Source organism: Streptomyces sp. JH34 (assembly GCF_029428875.1).
Classification (GTDB): Bacteria; Actinomycetota; Actinomycetes; order Streptomycetales; family Streptomycetaceae; genus Streptomyces.
The window spans coordinates 742,949-759,960 of sequence record NZ_JAJSOO010000001.1 but is presented as its reverse complement, the minus strand read 5'-3'; the positions used below and the strand labels follow the sequence as shown (position 1 = coordinate 759,960).

The following is a 17,012-nucleotide window of genomic DNA, read 5'->3' as shown; positions in this document are numbered from 1 at the left end:
GCTCCTGGGGACGGGAGAATTACCTACGGCTTCGTAGGTTACGTGACCGTAGGTTAAGGCGGCGGTAAGGCCGCAGCCAAGCCCGGCCCTCGCGGTGTGTGCTCACTCATTGTCATCCATGCAGGTTGAGGTCGTTCCGGGGTGGACCAGTCAGGCACCTGCGCCGCCGGTTCCCGGCAGCTTCCCGGAGTCGATGTCCCGGAGTCCATCCGTGTCCAGCAGCAGCCACCGGGTGATTCCCAGCGACTCAAGGAAGGGCATGTCGTGGCTCGCCACGATCAGCGCCCCCTCGTACGCCTCCAAAGCCGACGACAGGCGGCGCACACCGGACAGGTCGAGGCTGTTCGTGGGCTCGTCCAGCATCAGCAATTGAGGAGCCGGATCCGCGAGGAGCAGCGCCGCCAGGGTCGCGCGCAGGCGCTCGCCCCCCGAGAGCGTCCCGGCCGGGTGGTCCGCCCGCCCGCCCTTGAACAAGAAGTGTGCCAGCCTCGCCCGGATGTCGTTGTCCGTGGCCCCCGGCGCGACACGTGCCACGTTCTCCACCAGGGACAGCGCGTCGTCGAGGACGTCGAGACGCTGCGGCAGGAAGCCCACCGGTACCAGCGGGGCCGCCTCGCCGGAAACCGGATCCAGCGCGCCCGCGATCGTGCGCAGCAGTGTCGTCTTCCCCGCGCCGTTGCGGCCGATCAGGGCGATCCGCTCCGGTCCGCGCAGATCCCACTCGCCGCGCAGCCGTGCGCCGTGGGCGAGTTCGAGGTCCCGGAGCACCAGCACGCCCCGGCCCGGATGGACCCGGGTGTGCGGCAGCTCGATCCGGATCGCCTCGTCGTCCCTCACCGCGTCGACCGCCTCGTCGAGACGTCCCTCCGCGTCCGCCAGCCGTTCCGAATGCATGACGCGGTGCTTGCCGGCCGACTCCTGGGCGGTCTGCTTGCGCTGGCCCATCACGGCCTTCGGCTCACGCTTGGTGTCCCACATCTTCTGCCCGTACCGCTTGCGCCGGGAGAGCTTGACGTGCGCGTCGGCGAGTTCACGCTTCTGGCGCCGCACGTCGGCCTCCGCGACCCGCACCATCCGCTCGGCTGCCTCCTGTTTCACGGCCAGCGCCTCCTCGTAGGCCGACAGGTTGCCGCCGTAGCAGGTGACCGAGCCGTCGCGGAGGTCCGCGATCCGGTCCACCCGCTCCAGCAACTCCCGGTCGTGGCTGACCACCACCAGTACTCCGGCCCAGGCGTCGACGGCGTCGTACAGCCGCCGTCGGGCGTACACATCGAGGTTGTTGGTCGGCTCGTCCAGGAGGAGAACGGAAGGCCGTGCCAGCAGCAGGGCCGCCAGCCGCAGCAGCACGCACTCGCCGCCGGACAGCTCCCCGACGGTGCGGTCGAGGCCGGTACCGGACATGCCCAGCTGGTCGAGCACCGCGCGGGCGCGCTCCTCGACGTCCCAGTCGTCCCCGACGGCGGCGAAGTGCGCCTCGTCGGCGTCGCCCCCCTCGATGGCGAGGAGCGCCGCGCGCGTCGTGGCGACACCCAGCACCTCGTCCACCCGGAGCCCGGTGTCCAGGGTGATGTCCTGAGGGAGGTGGCCGATGTCGCCGACGGTCCTGATGTGTCCTTCCGTCGGCCCGAGTTCACCGGCGATCAGCCGCAACAGCGTCGACTTCCCGCAGCCGTTGAGCCCGATCAGTCCGGTGCGGCCACTTCCCAAGGTCAGTTGCAAGCCGTCGAAGACCTCGCTCCCGTCGGGCCAGGCGAACGAGAGGGAGGAACAGAGGATGTGCGTGGTGGATGCGGACACAAGGGTCTCCCGGCTGTGTCGAAGGAATCACGGAGAACGGCTCGGACACCGGGGTCACGCGTCGCACGGCGCGGCAGGGCGCGCGGTGCGGTGAGCGGACACCTCAGATGTGGAGCAACGTCCTTCTCCGATCCGACGACGACAGGGACACCGATGACGTTACGAGCGGACCCGGGCACCGGGCAACCGGATTACGGGCCGGGGCGCCACCGGGGACGCCGGGCGAAGCAGCCTTGTCCATCCTGCTTGCACCCGTCTCCTGACGCCCCGGGGCGAGCGGGAAGGGAGGCGCCGCCTCTCAGGCGGGACCGCCCAGCAGATCGGTCAGATCGCCGTCCAGGTCCAGGAACAGGTACTCGTCCCCGACCGGGACGAGTTCCTGCGCCCGCTTCAGGAAGCGGCGCAGCTCCGACGTCCGCACGTGGACCATCGCGATGCCCTCGACCGCGTGGAACTCCAGGACCGTGCGGTCGTACCCGAACGGCCGGACCCGCACGTCGCCGGCGCCGGCCGGCGCGTCCATGCCCGTGGTGAGCAGCTCGCGGGAGAACTCCCAGGACACCTCGGTGCCTTCGAGGGTCGCGGGCGCCGGGAACGCAATGCGGACGGCGAAGGGGTCCTTGCGGTCGTAGTGCAGGGTGGCGGGCAGCGTCTCCATGCGCGGTGCGGACGCGACCATGCGTGCCTGCACGGACTGCTCGATTACGGTGGACAAGACCTGCTCCCTCTCGCCTCGGACGAACGGTTCCCGGCATTGGAGTAGACGACGGAACGTCTCCATCCGTGCACTGCCGGGCGGCGTGAGCTGCGTCACCGCCCCCACCCCCCCTCTGATCAACTGCCCCGTTTCGGTGAGTGCACCCTGGACGCCCGCCGGACGGTGGGTTAGCTTCCAGCGCCATGAAGGCCATGGGGAAGATGAGAAGGCTGATCGCTCCGGTGCTGTGCGGTGCGGCGGTGACGGCCGTGCTCGCCGCACCGACGGCGCAGGCCGCACCCGGCGGGCACCAGGGACGGGACCCGGGGTGGGTGCTCACCGGCACGGGTACGGACGCCCGCTTCCGCGGCCTCGCCGCCGTCGGCCACGACGCCGCCTGGGTCGCCGGCTCCGGGGGCACGGTACTGCGCACCACGGACGGCGGGCACCACTGGCACGATGTCTCGCCGGCCGCCGCGGCGGGGCTGGAGTTCCGTGACATCGAGGCCTTCGACCGGCGGCGGGCGGTGGCGCTGTCCATCGGCGAGGGCGAGGCCTCCCGGGTGTTCCGCACCGAGGACGGCGGCGCGACCTGGACCGAGTCCTTCCGCAACACCGACGCCCGGGCCTTCTACGACTGTCTGGCCTTCTTCGACAGCCGTCACGGCCTCGCGATGAGCGATCCGGTGGCCGGGAGGTTCCGCATCCTGTCGACCTCGGACGGCGGGCGGAACTGGCAAGTGCTTCCCGACGCGGGGATGCCCGAGGCGCAGCCCGGTGAGGCCGGGTTCGCGGCGAGCGGCCAGTGTCTCGTCAGTTCGGGCAGCAGCGACGTGTGGCTCGCCACCGGTGGCGCTGCGACCGCCCGGGTGCTGCACTCCCGTGACCGCGGTCTGACCTGGACGGAGGCCGCGTCACCCATCCCGGCGGGGGATCCGGCGCGCGGGGTGTTCGCTCTCGCCTTCCGCGACCGGACGCACGGCATCGCGGTGGGCGGCGACTACCGGGCGGACCAGGTGTCTTCGGACGCCGCGTCCGTCACCGGCGACGGAGGACGGAGCTGGCGGCGCGCGGACGCCCCGCCGCCCGCCTACCGGTCCGGCGTCGCATGGCTGCCGCACAGCCCGCGGTCGGCGCTCGCCGTGGGCCCGACCGGAACCGATGTCACGCGCGACGGCGGCCGCACCTGGCGGACCGTGGACACCGGCTCGTACGACACGGTCGACTGCGCCGCGGACGGCGGGTGCTGGGCCGCCGGCGAGAAGGGCCGGGTCGCGCGCCTGCGGTAGAGCCCCGGGCACCGACCGCGTGAGCTCGTTCTCCGAGTGACAGGCCGGGCCGTCTGTCCAGCGGTGTGCGGTCCGGCGGCCCCCTAAACTGGCAGCGCGACCGCGCCCCCGATGCGTGGCCGCCGGGACGACTTCAACGACGGCCACACGGGCAAGGCTTACACCAGTGATCTCACCGACGCGCACATCGTCCCTCGTCCGCGACGGCGGTGCCGCCGTCGCGGCTGCCGTGTTCCTCGCTCTCGCCACGGGGTGTGGCGGGGGCACCGGCGAACCGGGTACCACGAGCCATCCGGTGAAGGACACCGACATCACTGCCCGGCCGGGCGAGCGCTTCACGCTCACCGTCGACCAGAACGCCTCCACCCGGGAGTACTGGTACCTGGTCGACCCCGAGCCCGACGGCTCGGTGCTGGTCGACCTCGGCCGGGACTTCGCGTCGGACTCCGGTAACGCCCCGGCGGCCGGTGCCGGTGGCCGGCTGACCTTCACCTTCGAGGCCAAGGGCAAGGGGACCACCCGGTTCACGCTGCTGCACTGCACCTTCACCACGTGCAAGGGCAACACGTCCACGCTGCCTCCCGGGACGACCGGACCCTCCGCCACTCCGACCACCGGGACGGCCGCCCCGGCCCCGGCTCCCGAGCGGGTCACCTACACCGTCACCGTCGGCTGAACCGCGGGGGCGGACCAGCCGGCCGGGCACATGATCGCCAGGCCGCAGGGCTCCTAGACTGACCGGTCATGACGACTTTCCGGATGCCCGCCGACGAGGCCGAAGCCCGTGCCGTCCAGGACGCGTTGCGTGCCCGGGTGGTGCTCGACGAGCCGGGTCCGCCGCCCGGGACCGGCCACGTCACCGGGGTCGACGTCGCCTACGACGACGAACGGGACCTCGTCGTCGCGGCGGTCGTCGTCCTGGACGCGGCGACCCTGGAGGTGGTCGCCGAGTCGACCGCCGAGGGCCGGGTGACGTTCCCGTACGTCCCCGGCCTCCTGGCCTTCCGTGAGATCCCGGCGGTCCTGTCAGCGCTGGAGAGCCTGCCGGCCGACCCCGGGCTCGTCGTCTGCGACGGCTACGGGCTGGCCCATCCGCGCAGGTTCGGACTCGCCAGCCACCTCGGTGTGCTCACCGGGCTGCCGGTCATCGGCGTCGCGAAGAACCCCTTCACCTTCACTTACGAGCAACCCGGCCCCCGGCGTGGCGACTTCACCCCCCTCCTCGACGGGGACGAGGAAGTGGGACGCGCGCTGCGCACGCGGGACGCCACGAAGCCCCTCTTCGTCTCCGTCGGCCACCGCGTCACACTGGACAACGCCTGCGCCCACACGCTCGCGCTGGCCTGCGACTTCCGCCAGCCGGAGACAACACGCAGGGCCGACGCCCTGTGCCGGTCCGCCCTCCGGGAAGCGATCGCCGACGGACGGGGACCCGCTGACGGTTCTGTTGCCGACTGAGTACAAGAACGGATGTTCTTCGTCGAACATCAGGGGCAGGCTTGTACACATGATCGACCACCAGGCACCTCAGATGAGCACCGGAACCGTACGTCTCTCCCAGCGCGGTATGGCTGTGGGTATGAGCCTGGGCGTCCTCGCCGGAGTCGGCTGGACCGTGTCCATGGCCGTCACGCTGGCGTCCTGGATGCTCTGACCGGGGTGCCCGGCGCTTCTTGGACTCAGCGGGACGCCGCCACCCGGAAGCGCAGTCCCGCCGCCCGCAGCCGTTCCAGCAGCGCGTCACCCATTGCCACGGCCGTCGTGACCTGACCCGACGTCGCCGGCAGATCGTCGAGGGCGAGCGCCAGGCTCGCCTCGGCCAGCATCTTCGCCGTCTCGCCGTAGCCGGGGTCGCCGCCCGAGACCTCCGTGTACACCTGCCGGCCGCCGCCCTCCCCGATGAACCGGACCGTGAACCAGCTGCGCCGCCTGCGCCGTTCGTCGGGGCCGGTGCCCGGTTCGACCCGGGCGGAGAGCCAGTTCCGTGCGGCCGGGATCTGGGCAGCGCCCACCAGAAGGCCGATCGCCGCCGTGCCGCCGATCGCCATGGGCAGGTGCTTGACCGAGGCGAAGTGCCGGTAGCGGAAGTCGGGGCCGTAGCGCTCCAGCCCGCGCGCGGACCGTTCCACCACGCGCGGGTCCAGGGTCGGCAGCGGAAGCGCCCAGGCGCGGGTCTCCGGGCTGAAGTGCGGGGCACCCCGCGGAGCGCGGACCCGGCGCCCGACCAGGCGCGGTTCGTGCAGTCGCCGCTCCTGTGCGGCCCGGAGCATCTGCGGTCCACGGCCCATCGCGGTGAGGGCCGAGGCGAACGTACCGCCGGAGAAGACCGCGTCGGTGCGGACGTATCCGTCGACCGTCAGCGGAACCCCCTCGGGCAGCTGCCGCACGGTGAAGTAGGCGCCGAGGTCGTGCGGCACGGAATCGAAGCCGCAGGCGTGCACGAGCCGGGCACCCGTCTCGCGGGCCCGGCCGTCGTGCTCCAGGTACATCCGGTCGACGAACTCCGCCTCCCCGGTGAGGTCGGTGTAGTCGGTCCCCGCCTCGGCGCAGGCGGCCACGAGCTTCTCGCCGTACCAGACGTAGGGTCCGACGGTCGACGCCACCACGTGCGTGGACCCGGCGAGTTCACGCAGGGAGGCGGCGTCGTCCGCGTCGGCCCTCAGCAGGGGGAGTTCCGCGCACCCCGGATGCTTCGAGCTGAGGCGGTCGCGCAGCTGCTCCAGCTTGCCGAGGCTGCGGCCGGCCAGGGCCCAGCGGCAGCCGTCCGGCGCGTGCGCGGCCAGGTACTCGGCGGTGAGTGCCCCCACGAAGCCGGTGGCCCCGAAAAGGATGACGTCATAGGGGCGTTCTGCCCCGTTCTGCCTGTTCAAGAGTGCCTCCGCAGGGGCTGGCGCCGATGTCGGAGGCAGAGGGTAGCCGAGGCCTTCGTGGTGCCGCGCGGCCGGGAGGGCCTCGGTGCGAGAGGATCCGAGGAGAAGAACTAAGCGCTTGCTCGGCCAAAAGGGTTGTGCGGAGCGCGGCCGGTTCTTAGCATCATCGATGTTACATCAGTTGTGTCATACCTCTGGGGGCTTGATGGCAACGACAGGACAGGGGCCGCGCGGCCCACTGGCCGGGGTGCGCGTCGTCGAACTGGCGGGCATCGGCCCCGGGCCGTTCGCCGCGATGCTCCTCGCCGACCTCGGTGCCGACGTGGTGCGCGTCGACCGGCCCGGAGGCTCGGTGATCGGCATCGACCCCGCCTTCGACCTGACCAACCGGAACAAGCGGTCGGTCCTCGTCGATCTGAAGGCGGAGGGCGGAGCCGGTCAGGTCCTCGATCTCGTCGAGCGGGCCGACGTCCTGGTGGAGGGCTACCGCCCGGGTGTCGCCGAGCGCCTCGGCGTGGGACCCGACGCCTGCCTCGAACGCAATCCGCGGCTCGTCTACGGCCGGATGACCGGCTGGGGCCAGGACGGTCCGCTGGCCGAGCGGGCCGGGCACGACATCGGCTACATCGCCCTGACCGGCACCCTGTCCATGATCGGAAGATCCGGCGAACCGCCCACGGTGCCCGCCAACCTGGTCGGCGACTACGCCGGCGGATCGCTCTACCTGGTCGTCGGCGTGCTGGCGGCCCTTCAGCACGCCCGGACGCCGGGCGGGGCCGGACAGGTCGTCGACGCGGCCATCGTCGACGGCGCCGCCCACCTCGCCACGATGATCCACGGCATGCTGGCCGCGGGCAGCTGGCAGGACCGGCGAGGCTCCAACCTCCTCGACGGAGGCTGCCCGTTCTACGGCTCCTACGAGACCTCCGACGGCCTGCACATGGCGGTGGGCGCTCTGGAGCCGCGCTTCTACCAGGAGTTCGCCGAGCTCCTCGGTCTCGGGGACGAGGCCCCCGACCGCGACGACTTCGGACGCTGGGAGGAACTGCGCACCCTCGTCGCCGACCGGTTCAGTACCCGCACACGTGCCGAGTGGACCGAGATCTTCGAGGGGACGGACGCCTGCGTGGCCCCCGTCCTCTCGCTCCGTGAGGCACCACGCCACCCCCACCTCTCCGCCCGCTCCACCTATGTGGAACACGGCGGACTCACCCAGCCCGCCCCCGCACCCCGCTTCTCCGCGACGCCCGTCTCCGTACGCAGCGGACCCGCGCTGCCCGGGGCGGACACCGAGGCCGTCGCCGCGGACTGGGACCTGCCGGGCCTGCTGACCACCGGGAAGGAAACGACCGGCTGATGGAACTCTCCCTGCCGCTCGACTACGCGGGCGACCCGCGCGCCGCCTGCGACCAGGTCGCCGCACTCGAGTCCGCCGGACTCGACGCCGTATGGGTCGCCGAGGCCTACGGCTTCGACTCGCCCACCCTCATGGGCTACCTCGCCGCCCGCACGGAAAATCTGAAGATCGGCGCGGCGATCCTCAACGTCTACTCCCGGACCCCGGCCCTCATCGCCCAGACCGGTGCGGGGCTCGACGCGATCTCCGGTGGCCGCGCGCTGCTCGGGCTCGGTGCCTCGGGCCCACAGGTCGTGGAGGGCTGGCACGGCAAGCCCTACGACAAGCCGCTCGGCCGGACCCGCGAGACCGTCGAGCTCTGCCGGCGCATCTGGCGCCGCGAGGTCATCGACCACCACGGCATCAGCGACATGCCCCTGCCGAAGGAGAAGGGCGGCACGCTCGGCAAGCCGCTCAAGATCCTGACCCGGCCGGTCCGCGACACCATCCCGCTCTACGTCGCGTCCCTCGGCCCCGCGAACGTCAGGATGACCGCCGAGATCGCCGACGGCTGGCTGCCCACCCTCTACATCCCGGAGAAGGCCCAGCAGGTCTGGGGCACGGCCCTGGCCGAGGGTGCCGCGAAGCGTGACCCGGAGCTCGGCCCCCTGCGGACCGTCGCGGGCGGCCTGCTGGCCATCGGAGACGACGCGGCAGCCGTCCGCGACCTCGCACGCCCGCAGATCGCGCTGTACGTCGGCGGCATGGGCGCGCGCGGCAAGAACTTCTACAACGACCTCGCCGTCGCCTACGGGTACGAGGAGGAGGCCGCCACCATCCAGGACCTCTACCTCTCGGGGAAGAAGAGGGAGGCCGAGGCCGCCGTCCCCGACGAGTTCTGCGAACTCATGACGCTCTGCGGCCCCGAGGGATACGTACGCGACCGTATCGAGGCCTTCCGCGAGGCGGGCGTCACCATGCTCAACGTCACGCCCGTCGGTCCCGAGCCGGCACGGCTGATCTCCACCGTCAAGAACTGGCTCCAGGGGGCTTGAAGTGCAGCGGCAGATCTTCACCGAAGAGCACGACGCGTTCCGCGGGACCGTCCGCACGTTCCTGGCCAAGGAGGTCCTCCCGCACCACGAGCAGTGGGAGAAGGACGGTGTCGTCTCGCGTGAGGCCTGGCTCGCGGCCGGCCGGCAGGGGCTGCTCGGCCTCGCCGTCCCCGAGGAGTACGGAGGCGGCGGGAACACCGACTTCCGCTACAGCGCCGTGCTCGCCGAGGAGTTCACCCGGGCCGGGGTCTCCGGACTCGCCCTCGGGCTGCACAACGACATCATCGGCCCCTACCTCACCGGACTCGGCACCGAGGAGCAGAAGCGCCGCTGGCTGCCCGGCTTCTGCAGCGGCGAGACCATCACCGCCATCGCCATGACGGAACCCGGCGCGGGCTCCGACCTCCAGGGCATCCGTACCTCCGCGGAGGACAAGGGCGACCACTGGCTCCTCAACGGCTCGAAGACCTTCATCTCCAACGGCATCCTCGCCGACCTCGTGATCGTCGTCGCGAAGACCTCGCCGGAGGGCGGTGCGAAGGGACTGTCGCTGCTCGTCGTCGAGCGCGGCGCAGAAGGATTCGAACGGGGCCGGAACCTCGACAAGATCGGCCAGAAGTCCCAGGACACCGCCGAGCTGTTCTTCGACGACGTACGCGTCCCCAAGGAGAACCTCCTCGGCGAGCTCGACGGCGCCTTCGTCCACCTCATGACCAACCTGGCCCAGGAACGCATGGGCATAGCGGTCGCCGGGATCGCCGCCGCCGAGTACCTCCTGGAGATCACCACCGCCTACGTGAAGGAGCGCGAGGCCTTCGGACGGCCGCTGTCCAAGCTCCAGCACATCCGCTTCGAGATCGCGGAGATGGCCACCGAGTGCGCCGTCACCCGCACCTTCCTCGACCGGTGCATCGTCGACCACTCCGAGGGGACCCTCGACGCCGTGCACGCCTCGATGGCCAAGTGGTGGGCCACCGAACTGCAGAAGCGGGTCGCCGACCGCTGCCTACAACTCCACGGTGGATACGGCTACATGACGGAGTACCGGGTCGCGAAGGCCTTCGTCGACGGCCGCATCCAGACCATCTACGGCGGGACGACCGAGATCATGAAGGAGATCATCGGCCGCTCGCTGCTCGCCTGAACTCCCCGCCCAGCAACGACCCCGAAAGGCAGCTGCCTTGAGTACCGAAGCATTCGTCTACGACGCGATCCGCACCCCGCGCGGCCGCGGCAAGGCCAACGGCGCCCTGCACGGCACCAAGCCGATCGACCTCGTCGTCGGCCTCATCCACGAGATCCGCGACCGCTTCCCCGGCCTCGACCCGGCGGCGATCGACGACATCGTCCTCGGTGTCGTCAGCCCGCTGGGTGACCAGGGCTCCGACATCGCCCGCATCGCCGCGATCGCGGCCGGGCTGCCCGACTCCGTGGCGGGCGTCCAGGAGAACCGCTTCTGCGCCTCCGGCCTGGAAGCGGTCAACCTCGCCGCCGCCAAGGTCCGTTCGGGCTGGGAGGACCTGGTCCTCGCGGGCGGTGTCGAGTCGATGTCCCGCGTCCCGATGGGCTCGGACGGCGGCGCCTGGGCCATGGACCCGATGACCAGCTTCGAGACCGGCTTCGCCCCGCAGGGCATCGGCGCCGACCTCATCGCCACCCTCGAGGGCTTCTCCCGCCGGGACGTCGACGAGTACGCCGCCCTGTCCCAGGAACGCGCCGCGACCGCCTGGAAGGAGGAGCGCTTCGCCCGCTCCGTCGTGCCGGTCCGGGACCGCAACGGGCTGCTCGTCCTCGACCACGACGAGCACATGCGCCCCGGCACGACCGCGGACTCCCTCGCCTCCCTCAAGCCCTCGTTCGCCACCATCGGCGAGATGGGCGGCTTCGACGCCGTAGCGCTCCAGAAGTACCACTGGGTCGAGAAGATCGACCACGTCCACCACGCGGGCAACAGCTCCGGGATCGTCGACGGCGCGGCCCTCGTCGCGATCGGCTCCAAGGAGACCGGCGAGCGCTACGGCCTCACCCCGCGCGCCCGGATCGTCTCCGCCGCCGTCTCCGGGTCCGAGCCGACCATCATGCTGACCGGGCCCGCCCCCGCCACCCGCAAGGCGCTGGCCAAGGCCGGACTCACCATGGACGACATCGACCTCGTCGAGATCAACGAGGCCTTCGCCGGAGTCGTCCTGCGCTTCGTCAAGGACATGGGCCTGAGCCTCGACAAGGTGAACGTCAACGGCGGCGCCATCGCGCTCGGCCACCCGCTCGGCGCGACCGGCGCGATGATCCTCGGCACCCTCATCGACGAACTGGAGCGGCGGGACAAGCGCTACGGCCTCGCCACCCTGTGCGTCGGCGGCGGTATGGGCGTCGCCACCGTCGTCGAGCGTCTCTGACCGTCCCCCGGAACCCCTGCCTACGGAGAAGACAAGCAATGACCGAGAGCACGACCATCCGCTGGGAACAGGACGAGACCGGCGTCGTCACCCTCGTACTGGACGACCCCGGCCAGTCCGCCAACACGATGAACCAGGGCTTCAAGGACTCCATCGCCGCCGTCGCCGAGCGCGCCGAGGCCGAGAAGGACTCCATCCGGGGAATCATCTACACCTCCGCCAAGAAGACCTTCTTCGCGGGCGGTGACCTCAAGGACATGATCAGGATCGGCCCGGACGACGCCCAGGCCGCGTTCGACGCCGGAACCGCCATCAAGAGGTCGCTGCGCACCATCGAGACCCTCGGCAAGCCGGTCGTCGCCGCCATCAACGGCGCCGCGCTCGGCGGCGGTTACGAGATCGCGCTCGCCGCCCACCACCGGGTCGCCCTGGACGCCCCCGGCTCCCGCATCGGCCTGCCCGAGGTCACCCTCGGACTGCTGCCCGCGGGCGGCGGTGTCACCCGCACCGTACGGCTGATGGGCATCACCGACGCCCTGCTCAAGGTCCTCCTCCAGGGCACCCAGTACACCCCGCGGCGGGCGCTGGAGAACGGCCTCGTGCACGAGGTCGCCACCACCCGGGAGGAGATGCTCGAGAAGGCACGCGCCTTCATCGACGCCCACCCCGAGTCGCAGCAGCCCTGGGACGTCAAGGGCTACCGGATCCCCGGCGGCACCCCGTCGAACCCGAAGTTCGCGGCCAACCTGCCCGCGTTCCCCGCCAACCTGAAGAAGCAGATCGCGGGCGCGCCCATGCCCGCGCCCCGCAACATCATGGCCGCGGCGGTCGAGGGATCACAGGTCGACTTCGAGACCGCGCAGACCATCGAGGCGCGCTACTTCACCGAGCTGGTCACCGGCCAGGTGGCCAAGAACATGATCCAGGCGTTCTTCTTCGACCTGCAGGCGGTCAACTCCGGGGCCAGCCGGCCGGAGGGCGTCGCGGAGCGCCAGGTGCGCAAGGTGGCCGTCCTCGGCGCCGGGATGATGGGCGCCGGCATCGCCTACTCCTGCGCCCGAGCCGGCATCGACGTCGTCCTCAAGGACGTCTCCACCGAGGCCGCCGCCAAGGGCAAGGCCTACAGCGAGAAGCTCCTGGCCAAGGCGCTCTCCCGGGGCCGCACGACGGAGGCGAAGCGCGACGAGCTGCTGGCCCGGATCACCCCGACCGGGGACCCGGCCGACCTCGCGGGCTGCGACGCCGTGATCGAGGCGGTGTTCGAGGACACCGCGCTCAAGCACAAGGTGTTCCAGGAGATCCAGGACGTCATCGAGCCCGACGCGCTGCTGTGCTCCAACACCTCGACCCTGCCCATCACGGTGCTCGCCGAGGGCGTGAGCAGGCCGGTGGACTTCATCGGCCTGCACTTCTTCTCGCCCGTCGACAAGATGCCGCTGGTCGAGATCATCAAGGGGGAGAAGACGGGGGACGAGGCCCTGGCCCGCGCCTTCGACCTGGTGCGCCGGATCGGGAAGACCCCGATCGTCGTCAACGACTCGCGCGGTTTCTTCACCTCACGCGTCATCGGCCACTTCATCAACGAGGGCGTCGCGATGGTCGGCGAGGGCGTCGAGCCCGCCTCGGTCGAACAGGCGGCCGCGCAGGCCGGCTACCCGGCCAAGGTGCTCTCCCTCATGGACGAGCTGACGCTCACCCTGCCCCGCAGGATCCGCGACGAGACCCGGCGCGCCGTCGAGGAGGCGGGCGGCACCTGGGCCACGCACCCCGCGGACGCGGTCATCGACCGGATGGTCGACGAGTTCGGACGGCCCGGGCGCAGCGGGGGAGCGGGCTTCTACGAGTACGGCGAGGACGGCGGCCGGGGTGCGCTCTGGCCGGGCCTGCGCGAGCACTTCACGAAGCCCGGTACCGAGATCCCCTTCGAGGACATGAAGGAGCGGATGCTCTTCTCCGAGGCGCTGGACAGTGTCCGCTGCCTCGAGGAGAACGTCCTCATGACCGTCGCCGACGCCAACATCGGCTCCATCATGGGGATCGGCTTCCCCGCCTGGACCGGTGGCGTGCTCCAGTACATCAACGGGTACGAGGGCGGCCTGCCCGGCTTCGTGGCGCGCGCCCGTGAACTCGCCGAGCGCTACGGGGACCGCTTCCTGCCGTCCGCGTACCTGGTGGAGAAGGCCGGTAAGGGCGAGACCTTCCACGACTGACCCCCGCGGGCCGCTTTCACCGCTCCTCGTGCGCGGTGAAAGCGGCCCGCAGTTCCTCCTTCAGCGACCGCTGGAAGGCCGTCAGCAGCGCCTGCAGCACCATCGGCTGCATATGGGCCGAGAGCGACTTCATCGCCTTCACGTGCTCGGGGTCCGACTCCCGTTCCCGGTAGGGGTTCCACACCTCGTCCCGGAAGAGCCGGCTCAGCTCGTGGGCGGCCGAGCGGGTGTGCTCCAGCAGGACGGTGCGCGCGGCCAGGATCGTCTCGTGCGCGATGGGCACCTCCAGGAGCTCCACCCCGAGCCGCAGCAGGCCCGGGTCCACGAGGAAGGGCCCTCCGGGCTTCGTGGGGCGCTCCAGCACCCCCATGGCCGCCAGCCGGTCCACGTCCTGCCCGCTGAGTTCCCGGCCCGCCCGGCGCTCCAGTTCGGCGCGCTCCATGTCCTCGGCCGAGTCCGGCGCCCAGGACGCCACCAGGGCGCGGTGGATCGCCAGGTCCTGCGCGCTCAGGTCGGGCGGCAGCTGCTGGAGGTAGCGCTCGATGGCCGCCAGCGTCATGCCCTGGTGCTGGAGTTCCTCGATGAGCGCCAGCCGGGAGAGGTGCTCGTGTCCGTAGTGCCCGACGCGCCGGGGGCCGATCACGGGTGGCGGGAGCAGGCCCCTGGTGCTGTAGAAGCGCACGGTGCGCACGGTGACTCCCGCACGTGCCGCCAGTTCGTCGACGGTCAGCGTCGGCTCGTCCGTCCCGGTCGCCATGTCCACTCCTCGTTGCCCGGGCACCGCTGTTCCCGGTGCCGTCACCCCTGTACCACCGTGCGAAGCCCGCCACTGCGCCGGGCCGTTCCTCTTTCCTGCGTCGATCCGGTGCAACAGTATTGCTGTCTCACCACTGTTGTGAAAGTGTCCGGCAGCATCGAAGCGCAGTCCCACCCCCGGTACGGACCGCACCGGTCCGGCCGAACGGACAGGAGGCGGCCGTGACCACGATCCTGCGACTTCCCACCGAACCCGATCAACTCACCCTTCCCGCGCTGCTGCTGCGCAACGCCGAGGACCACGGCGACCTCCCCGCCCTCTCCTGGCGGGCGGCGGACGGCGGGGACGACGGAGGATGGACCACCCTCACCTGGCGGGACGTACGCCGGGAGACGGCCGTGCTCGCCGCCGGATACAGCGCCCTCGGGGTGGAACGCGGCAAACAGGTCCTCATGATGATGGGGAACAGGCCCGAGCACTGGCTCAGCGACCTGGCCCTCACCCACCTCGGTGCCGTCCCCGTCACCGTGTACGGCACCGCGGCGCCCGGCCAGATCGCCCACATCGCCCGGCACAGCCGCGCCCGTCTCGCGATCGTCGAGGGCCCCAGGGAGCGGGAGCGCTGGGAACCCCTGCTCGCGGACGCCACCGTACCGCTGGAGAAGCTCGTGGTCGTGGAGCCGGCCGCCACCGGGACGCATCTGTCCTACGGCGAACTGCGCGTGACGGGCGAACGCCTGTGGAGCCAGAAGGCGTTCGACAAGGCGTGGCGGGAGACCCGTGCCCAGGACCCGCTGACGGTCGTCTACACCTCGGGCACCACGGGCGACCCGAAGGCCGTTCCGATCACCCACCGCAGTGTCGTCGTCAACGCCCTCGCCCTGGACCGGGTGGTGGAGCTGCCCGACCACGTGGAGCACATCTGCTACCTCCCCTTCGCCCACATCGCCGAGCGGATGCTGGGCATCTACCTGCCGGTCTTCCGCGCCTCCCACGTCCACCTCTGCGCGGACGCCGCGGCCGTCGCGTCCACCGCGCGCACCCTGCACCCGGCCCAGTTCTTCGGCGTACCCCGGGTGTGGGAGAAGCTCGCCGCCTCCGTGCGCGCCGCGCTGGCGACGCTCCCCGAGGAGCAGACGGCCGCCATCGAGGCGGCGAACGCGACGGCCCGGGAGCACGTGTCCTGCCGCGAGCGCGGCGAACAGCCCTCCGCCGAGCTGGAATCCGCCTACCGGGCGGCCAAGGAGACGGTCCTGGACCCTCTGCTCTCGCTCGCGGGCTTCGAACGGCTGGTGTGGACCGCCAGTGCCTCCGCGCCGATGCCCCTGGACGTGGTGCGCTTCTGGGCGGGATTCGGCATCGTCGTCATGGACGCCTGGGGACTCACCGAGACCGTGGGGGTCTTCACCACCAACAGCCCGTCCGCCTTCCGCCTCGGATCGGTGGGGCGCCCGCTGGAGGGCCTGGAGCTCCGCGTCGCCGACGACGGCGAGATCCTGGTCCGCGGCGAGACGGTGTTCGCCGGGTACCTGCGCGCCGACGGCACCGTGGACGGGGCGCTCGACGCGGACGGCTGGTTCGCGACCGGCGACATCGGCCGGGTCGACGACGACGGCTACCTCTGGCTCACCGACCGCAAGAAGGAAATGATCATCACCTCGACGGGGAAGAACGTCTCCCCGGCGCTCGTCGAGAACACGCTCAAGGAGCACCCGCTGGTCGGACAGGCGCTCGTCCACGGCGACGGACACTCCTACCTGGTGGCCCTGCTCGTCCTCGACAACGAGATGGCGCCCGCCTGGGCCGCGGCCCACGGCATCGAGGGGGACCCGGCGGCCCACCCCGCGGTGCGGGAGGAGATCGCCCGCGCGGTCGAGGCCGCCAACGCCCGGCTGAACCGCACCGAGCAGATCAAGCGCTACCGGCTGCTGGAGCGGGAGTGGGGCCCCGAGACGGGCGAACTGACCCCCTCGCTGAAACTGCGCCGCAGGGTGATCCGAGACCGCTACGCCGAGGTCCTCGACGCGCTGTACGCGGAGGGAGAGGCCTGAGCGGGGGGACCGTTGTCGGTGGCGGACCGTACGGTGGAGGCATGTCGGGGATCACCTATGTGCGGGGGGACGCCACCGCGCCCCAGGGCAAGGGCGTCAAGCTGATCGTGCACGTCTGCAACGACCTCGGCGGCTGGGGCAAGGGCTTCGTTCTCGCCCTGTCCCGGCGCCGGCCCGGCCCGGAAGCCGCCTACCGGCGCTGGCACCGCGAGCGCGCCGGCAACGACTTCGGGCTCGGGGCCGCGCAGTTCGTCCAGGTCGAGCCCTTCATCTGGGTGGCGAACGTCGTGGGCCAGCGGGGTATGCGAAGAGGCAGCAAGGGCGTTCCGGTGCGCTACGAGGCGATCGACGAGGGGCTGCGCAAGGTCGCGGAGCAGGCCGCCGTGCTGGGTGCCTCGGTGCACATGCCGAGGATCGGCTGCGGCCCCGCGGGCGGCACCTGGACCAGGGTGGAACCCCTCGTCACCCAGCGCCTGGTGGACCGGGGTGTCCACGTCACGGTGTACGACCACGGATGAGACCCGAGCAGGGTGCCCCCGCCCGGAGCGGGGGCA

15 protein-coding genes are annotated in these 17,012 nt (G+C 71.3%); 11 read left to right on the top strand and 4 right to left on the bottom strand.

The genetic code is table 11. The annotated features are described in order from the left end of the window. Window positions 1-150: 150 nt before the first annotated feature. Together LWJ43_RS03570 and ssgD are read right to left on the bottom strand one after the other, a co-directional pair. Window positions 151-1,797 (bottom strand): ABC-F family ATP-binding cassette domain-containing protein, encoded by a 1,647-nt coding sequence (locus LWJ43_RS03570; protein ID WP_277330803.1) that lies wholly within the window; start codon window positions 1,795-1,797, stop codon window positions 151-153. A gap of 298 nt (window positions 1,798-2,095) precedes the next feature. After that, complete coding sequence (ssgD, locus tag LWJ43_RS03565; RefSeq protein ID WP_277330802.1) at window positions 2,096-2,512, bottom strand: spore wall synthesis regulator SsgD; 417 nt, start codon at window positions 2,510-2,512, stop codon at window positions 2,096-2,098. Window positions 2,513-2,697: 185 nt separating this feature from the next. Between ssgD and LWJ43_RS03560 the strand changes: the two genes are divergently transcribed. From LWJ43_RS03560 to mmpA, 4 genes are all read left to right on the top strand, one after another. Continuing rightward, entirely contained in the window at window positions 2,698-3,783 is a 1,086-nt protein-coding gene (locus LWJ43_RS03560; RefSeq protein WP_277330801.1) for a WD40/YVTN/BNR-like repeat-containing protein, read from the top strand. A 166-nt stretch (window positions 3,784-3,949) separates the two neighbouring features. Beyond that, complete coding sequence (locus LWJ43_RS03555; protein ID WP_277330800.1) at window positions 3,950-4,459, top strand: protease inhibitor I42 family protein; 510 nt, start codon at window positions 3,950-3,952, stop codon at window positions 4,457-4,459. Between the two features lie 68 nt (window positions 4,460-4,527). Then, a complete protein-coding gene (locus LWJ43_RS03550) occupies window positions 4,528-5,241 on the top strand; it encodes an endonuclease V (protein WP_277330799.1) in 714 nt (237 codons plus the stop codon). 49 nt (window positions 5,242-5,290) lie between these two features. Beyond that, window positions 5,291-5,437, top strand: coding sequence for a morphogenic membrane protein MmpA (gene mmpA / locus LWJ43_RS03545; RefSeq protein ID WP_277330798.1), 147 nt, complete (start codon window positions 5,291-5,293; stop codon window positions 5,435-5,437). A gap of 25 nt (window positions 5,438-5,462) precedes the next feature. On the opposite strand, the gene LWJ43_RS03540 is transcribed toward mmpA, so the two are convergent. Then, the gene (locus LWJ43_RS03540) at window positions 5,463-6,653 is read right to left on the bottom strand and encodes a saccharopine dehydrogenase family protein (RefSeq protein WP_277330797.1); all 1,191 of its coding nucleotides are present in this window, start codon (window positions 6,651-6,653) and stop codon (window positions 5,463-5,465) included. 205 nt (window positions 6,654-6,858) lie between these two features. Here LWJ43_RS03540 and LWJ43_RS03535 point away from each other — a divergent pair, with 205 nt between their 5' ends. From LWJ43_RS03535 to LWJ43_RS03515, 5 genes are read left to right on the top strand one after another with little or no spacing between them, the layout of a single operon-like run. Beyond that, on the top strand, window positions 6,859-8,010 hold the full coding sequence (locus LWJ43_RS03535) for a CaiB/BaiF CoA transferase family protein (protein ID WP_277330796.1): 1,152 nt from the start codon (window positions 6,859-6,861) through the stop codon (window positions 8,008-8,010). Next, a complete protein-coding gene (locus LWJ43_RS03530) occupies window positions 8,010-9,044 on the top strand; it encodes an LLM class F420-dependent oxidoreductase (protein WP_277330795.1) in 1,035 nt (344 codons plus the stop codon). The genes LWJ43_RS03535 and LWJ43_RS03530 overlap by 1 nt, the downstream gene beginning before the upstream one ends. 1 nt (window position 9,045) lies before the next feature. Further along, entirely contained in the window at window positions 9,046-10,188 is a 1,143-nt protein-coding gene (locus tag LWJ43_RS03525) for an acyl-CoA dehydrogenase family protein (RefSeq protein ID WP_277330794.1), read from the top strand. Between the two features lie 37 nt (window positions 10,189-10,225). After that, window positions 10,226-11,440, top strand: coding sequence for an acetyl-CoA C-acetyltransferase (locus tag LWJ43_RS03520; RefSeq protein ID WP_277330793.1), 1,215 nt, complete (start codon window positions 10,226-10,228; stop codon window positions 11,438-11,440). 38 nt (window positions 11,441-11,478) lie between these two features. Then, the gene (locus LWJ43_RS03515; RefSeq protein ID WP_277330792.1) at window positions 11,479-13,650 is read left to right on the top strand and encodes a 3-hydroxyacyl-CoA dehydrogenase NAD-binding domain-containing protein; all 2,172 of its coding nucleotides are present in this window, start codon (window positions 11,479-11,481) and stop codon (window positions 13,648-13,650) included. A 16-nt stretch (window positions 13,651-13,666) separates the two neighbouring features. Here the strand turns inward: LWJ43_RS03515 and LWJ43_RS03510 are convergent, their stop codons facing one another. Continuing rightward, entirely contained in the window at window positions 13,667-14,407 is a 741-nt protein-coding gene (locus tag LWJ43_RS03510; RefSeq protein WP_277330791.1) for a MerR family transcriptional regulator, read from the bottom strand. A gap of 221 nt (window positions 14,408-14,628) precedes the next feature. Here LWJ43_RS03510 and LWJ43_RS03505 point away from each other — a divergent pair, with 221 nt between their 5' ends. Together LWJ43_RS03505 and LWJ43_RS03500 are read left to right on the top strand one after the other, a co-directional pair. After that, on the top strand, window positions 14,629-16,458 hold the full coding sequence (locus LWJ43_RS03505; RefSeq protein WP_277330790.1) for an AMP-dependent synthetase/ligase: 1,830 nt from the start codon (window positions 14,629-14,631) through the stop codon (window positions 16,456-16,458). Window positions 16,459-16,499: 41 nt separating this feature from the next. Next, window positions 16,500-16,976 carry a macro domain-containing protein gene (locus LWJ43_RS03500; RefSeq protein WP_277330789.1) on the top strand — a complete coding sequence of 159 codons (477 nt, stop codon included), beginning with the start codon at window positions 16,500-16,502 and terminating at the stop codon, window positions 16,974-16,976. Window positions 16,977-17,012 lie beyond the last annotated feature (36 nt).

What these genes read in the sequence shown, in the direction of transcription:
- LWJ43_RS03530 (WP_277330795.1), top strand. Translation starts at nt 8,010, where the DNA reads ATGGAACTCTCCCTGCCGCTCGACTACGCGGGCGACCCGCGCGCCGCC.
- LWJ43_RS03550 (WP_277330799.1), top strand. Translation starts at nt 4,528, where the DNA reads ATGACGACTTTCCGGATGCCCGCCGACGAGGCCGAAGCCCGTGCCGTC.
- LWJ43_RS03515 (WP_277330792.1), top strand. Translation starts at nt 11,479, where the DNA reads ATGACCGAGAGCACGACCATCCGCTGGGAACAGGACGAGACCGGCGTC.
- LWJ43_RS03500 (WP_277330789.1), top strand. Translation starts at nt 16,500, where the DNA reads ATGTCGGGGATCACCTATGTGCGGGGGGACGCCACCGCGCCCCAGGGC.
- LWJ43_RS03560 (WP_277330801.1), top strand. Translation starts at nt 2,698, where the DNA reads ATGAAGGCCATGGGGAAGATGAGAAGGCTGATCGCTCCGGTGCTGTGC.
- mmpA (WP_277330798.1), top strand. Translation starts at nt 5,291, where the DNA reads ATGATCGACCACCAGGCACCTCAGATGAGCACCGGAACCGTACGTCTC.
- LWJ43_RS03510 (WP_277330791.1), bottom strand. Translation starts at nt 14,407, where the DNA reads ATGGCGACCGGGACGGACGAGCCGACGCTGACCGTCGACGAACTGGCG.
- LWJ43_RS03535 (WP_277330796.1), top strand. Translation starts at nt 6,859, where the DNA reads ATGGCAACGACAGGACAGGGGCCGCGCGGCCCACTGGCCGGGGTGCGC.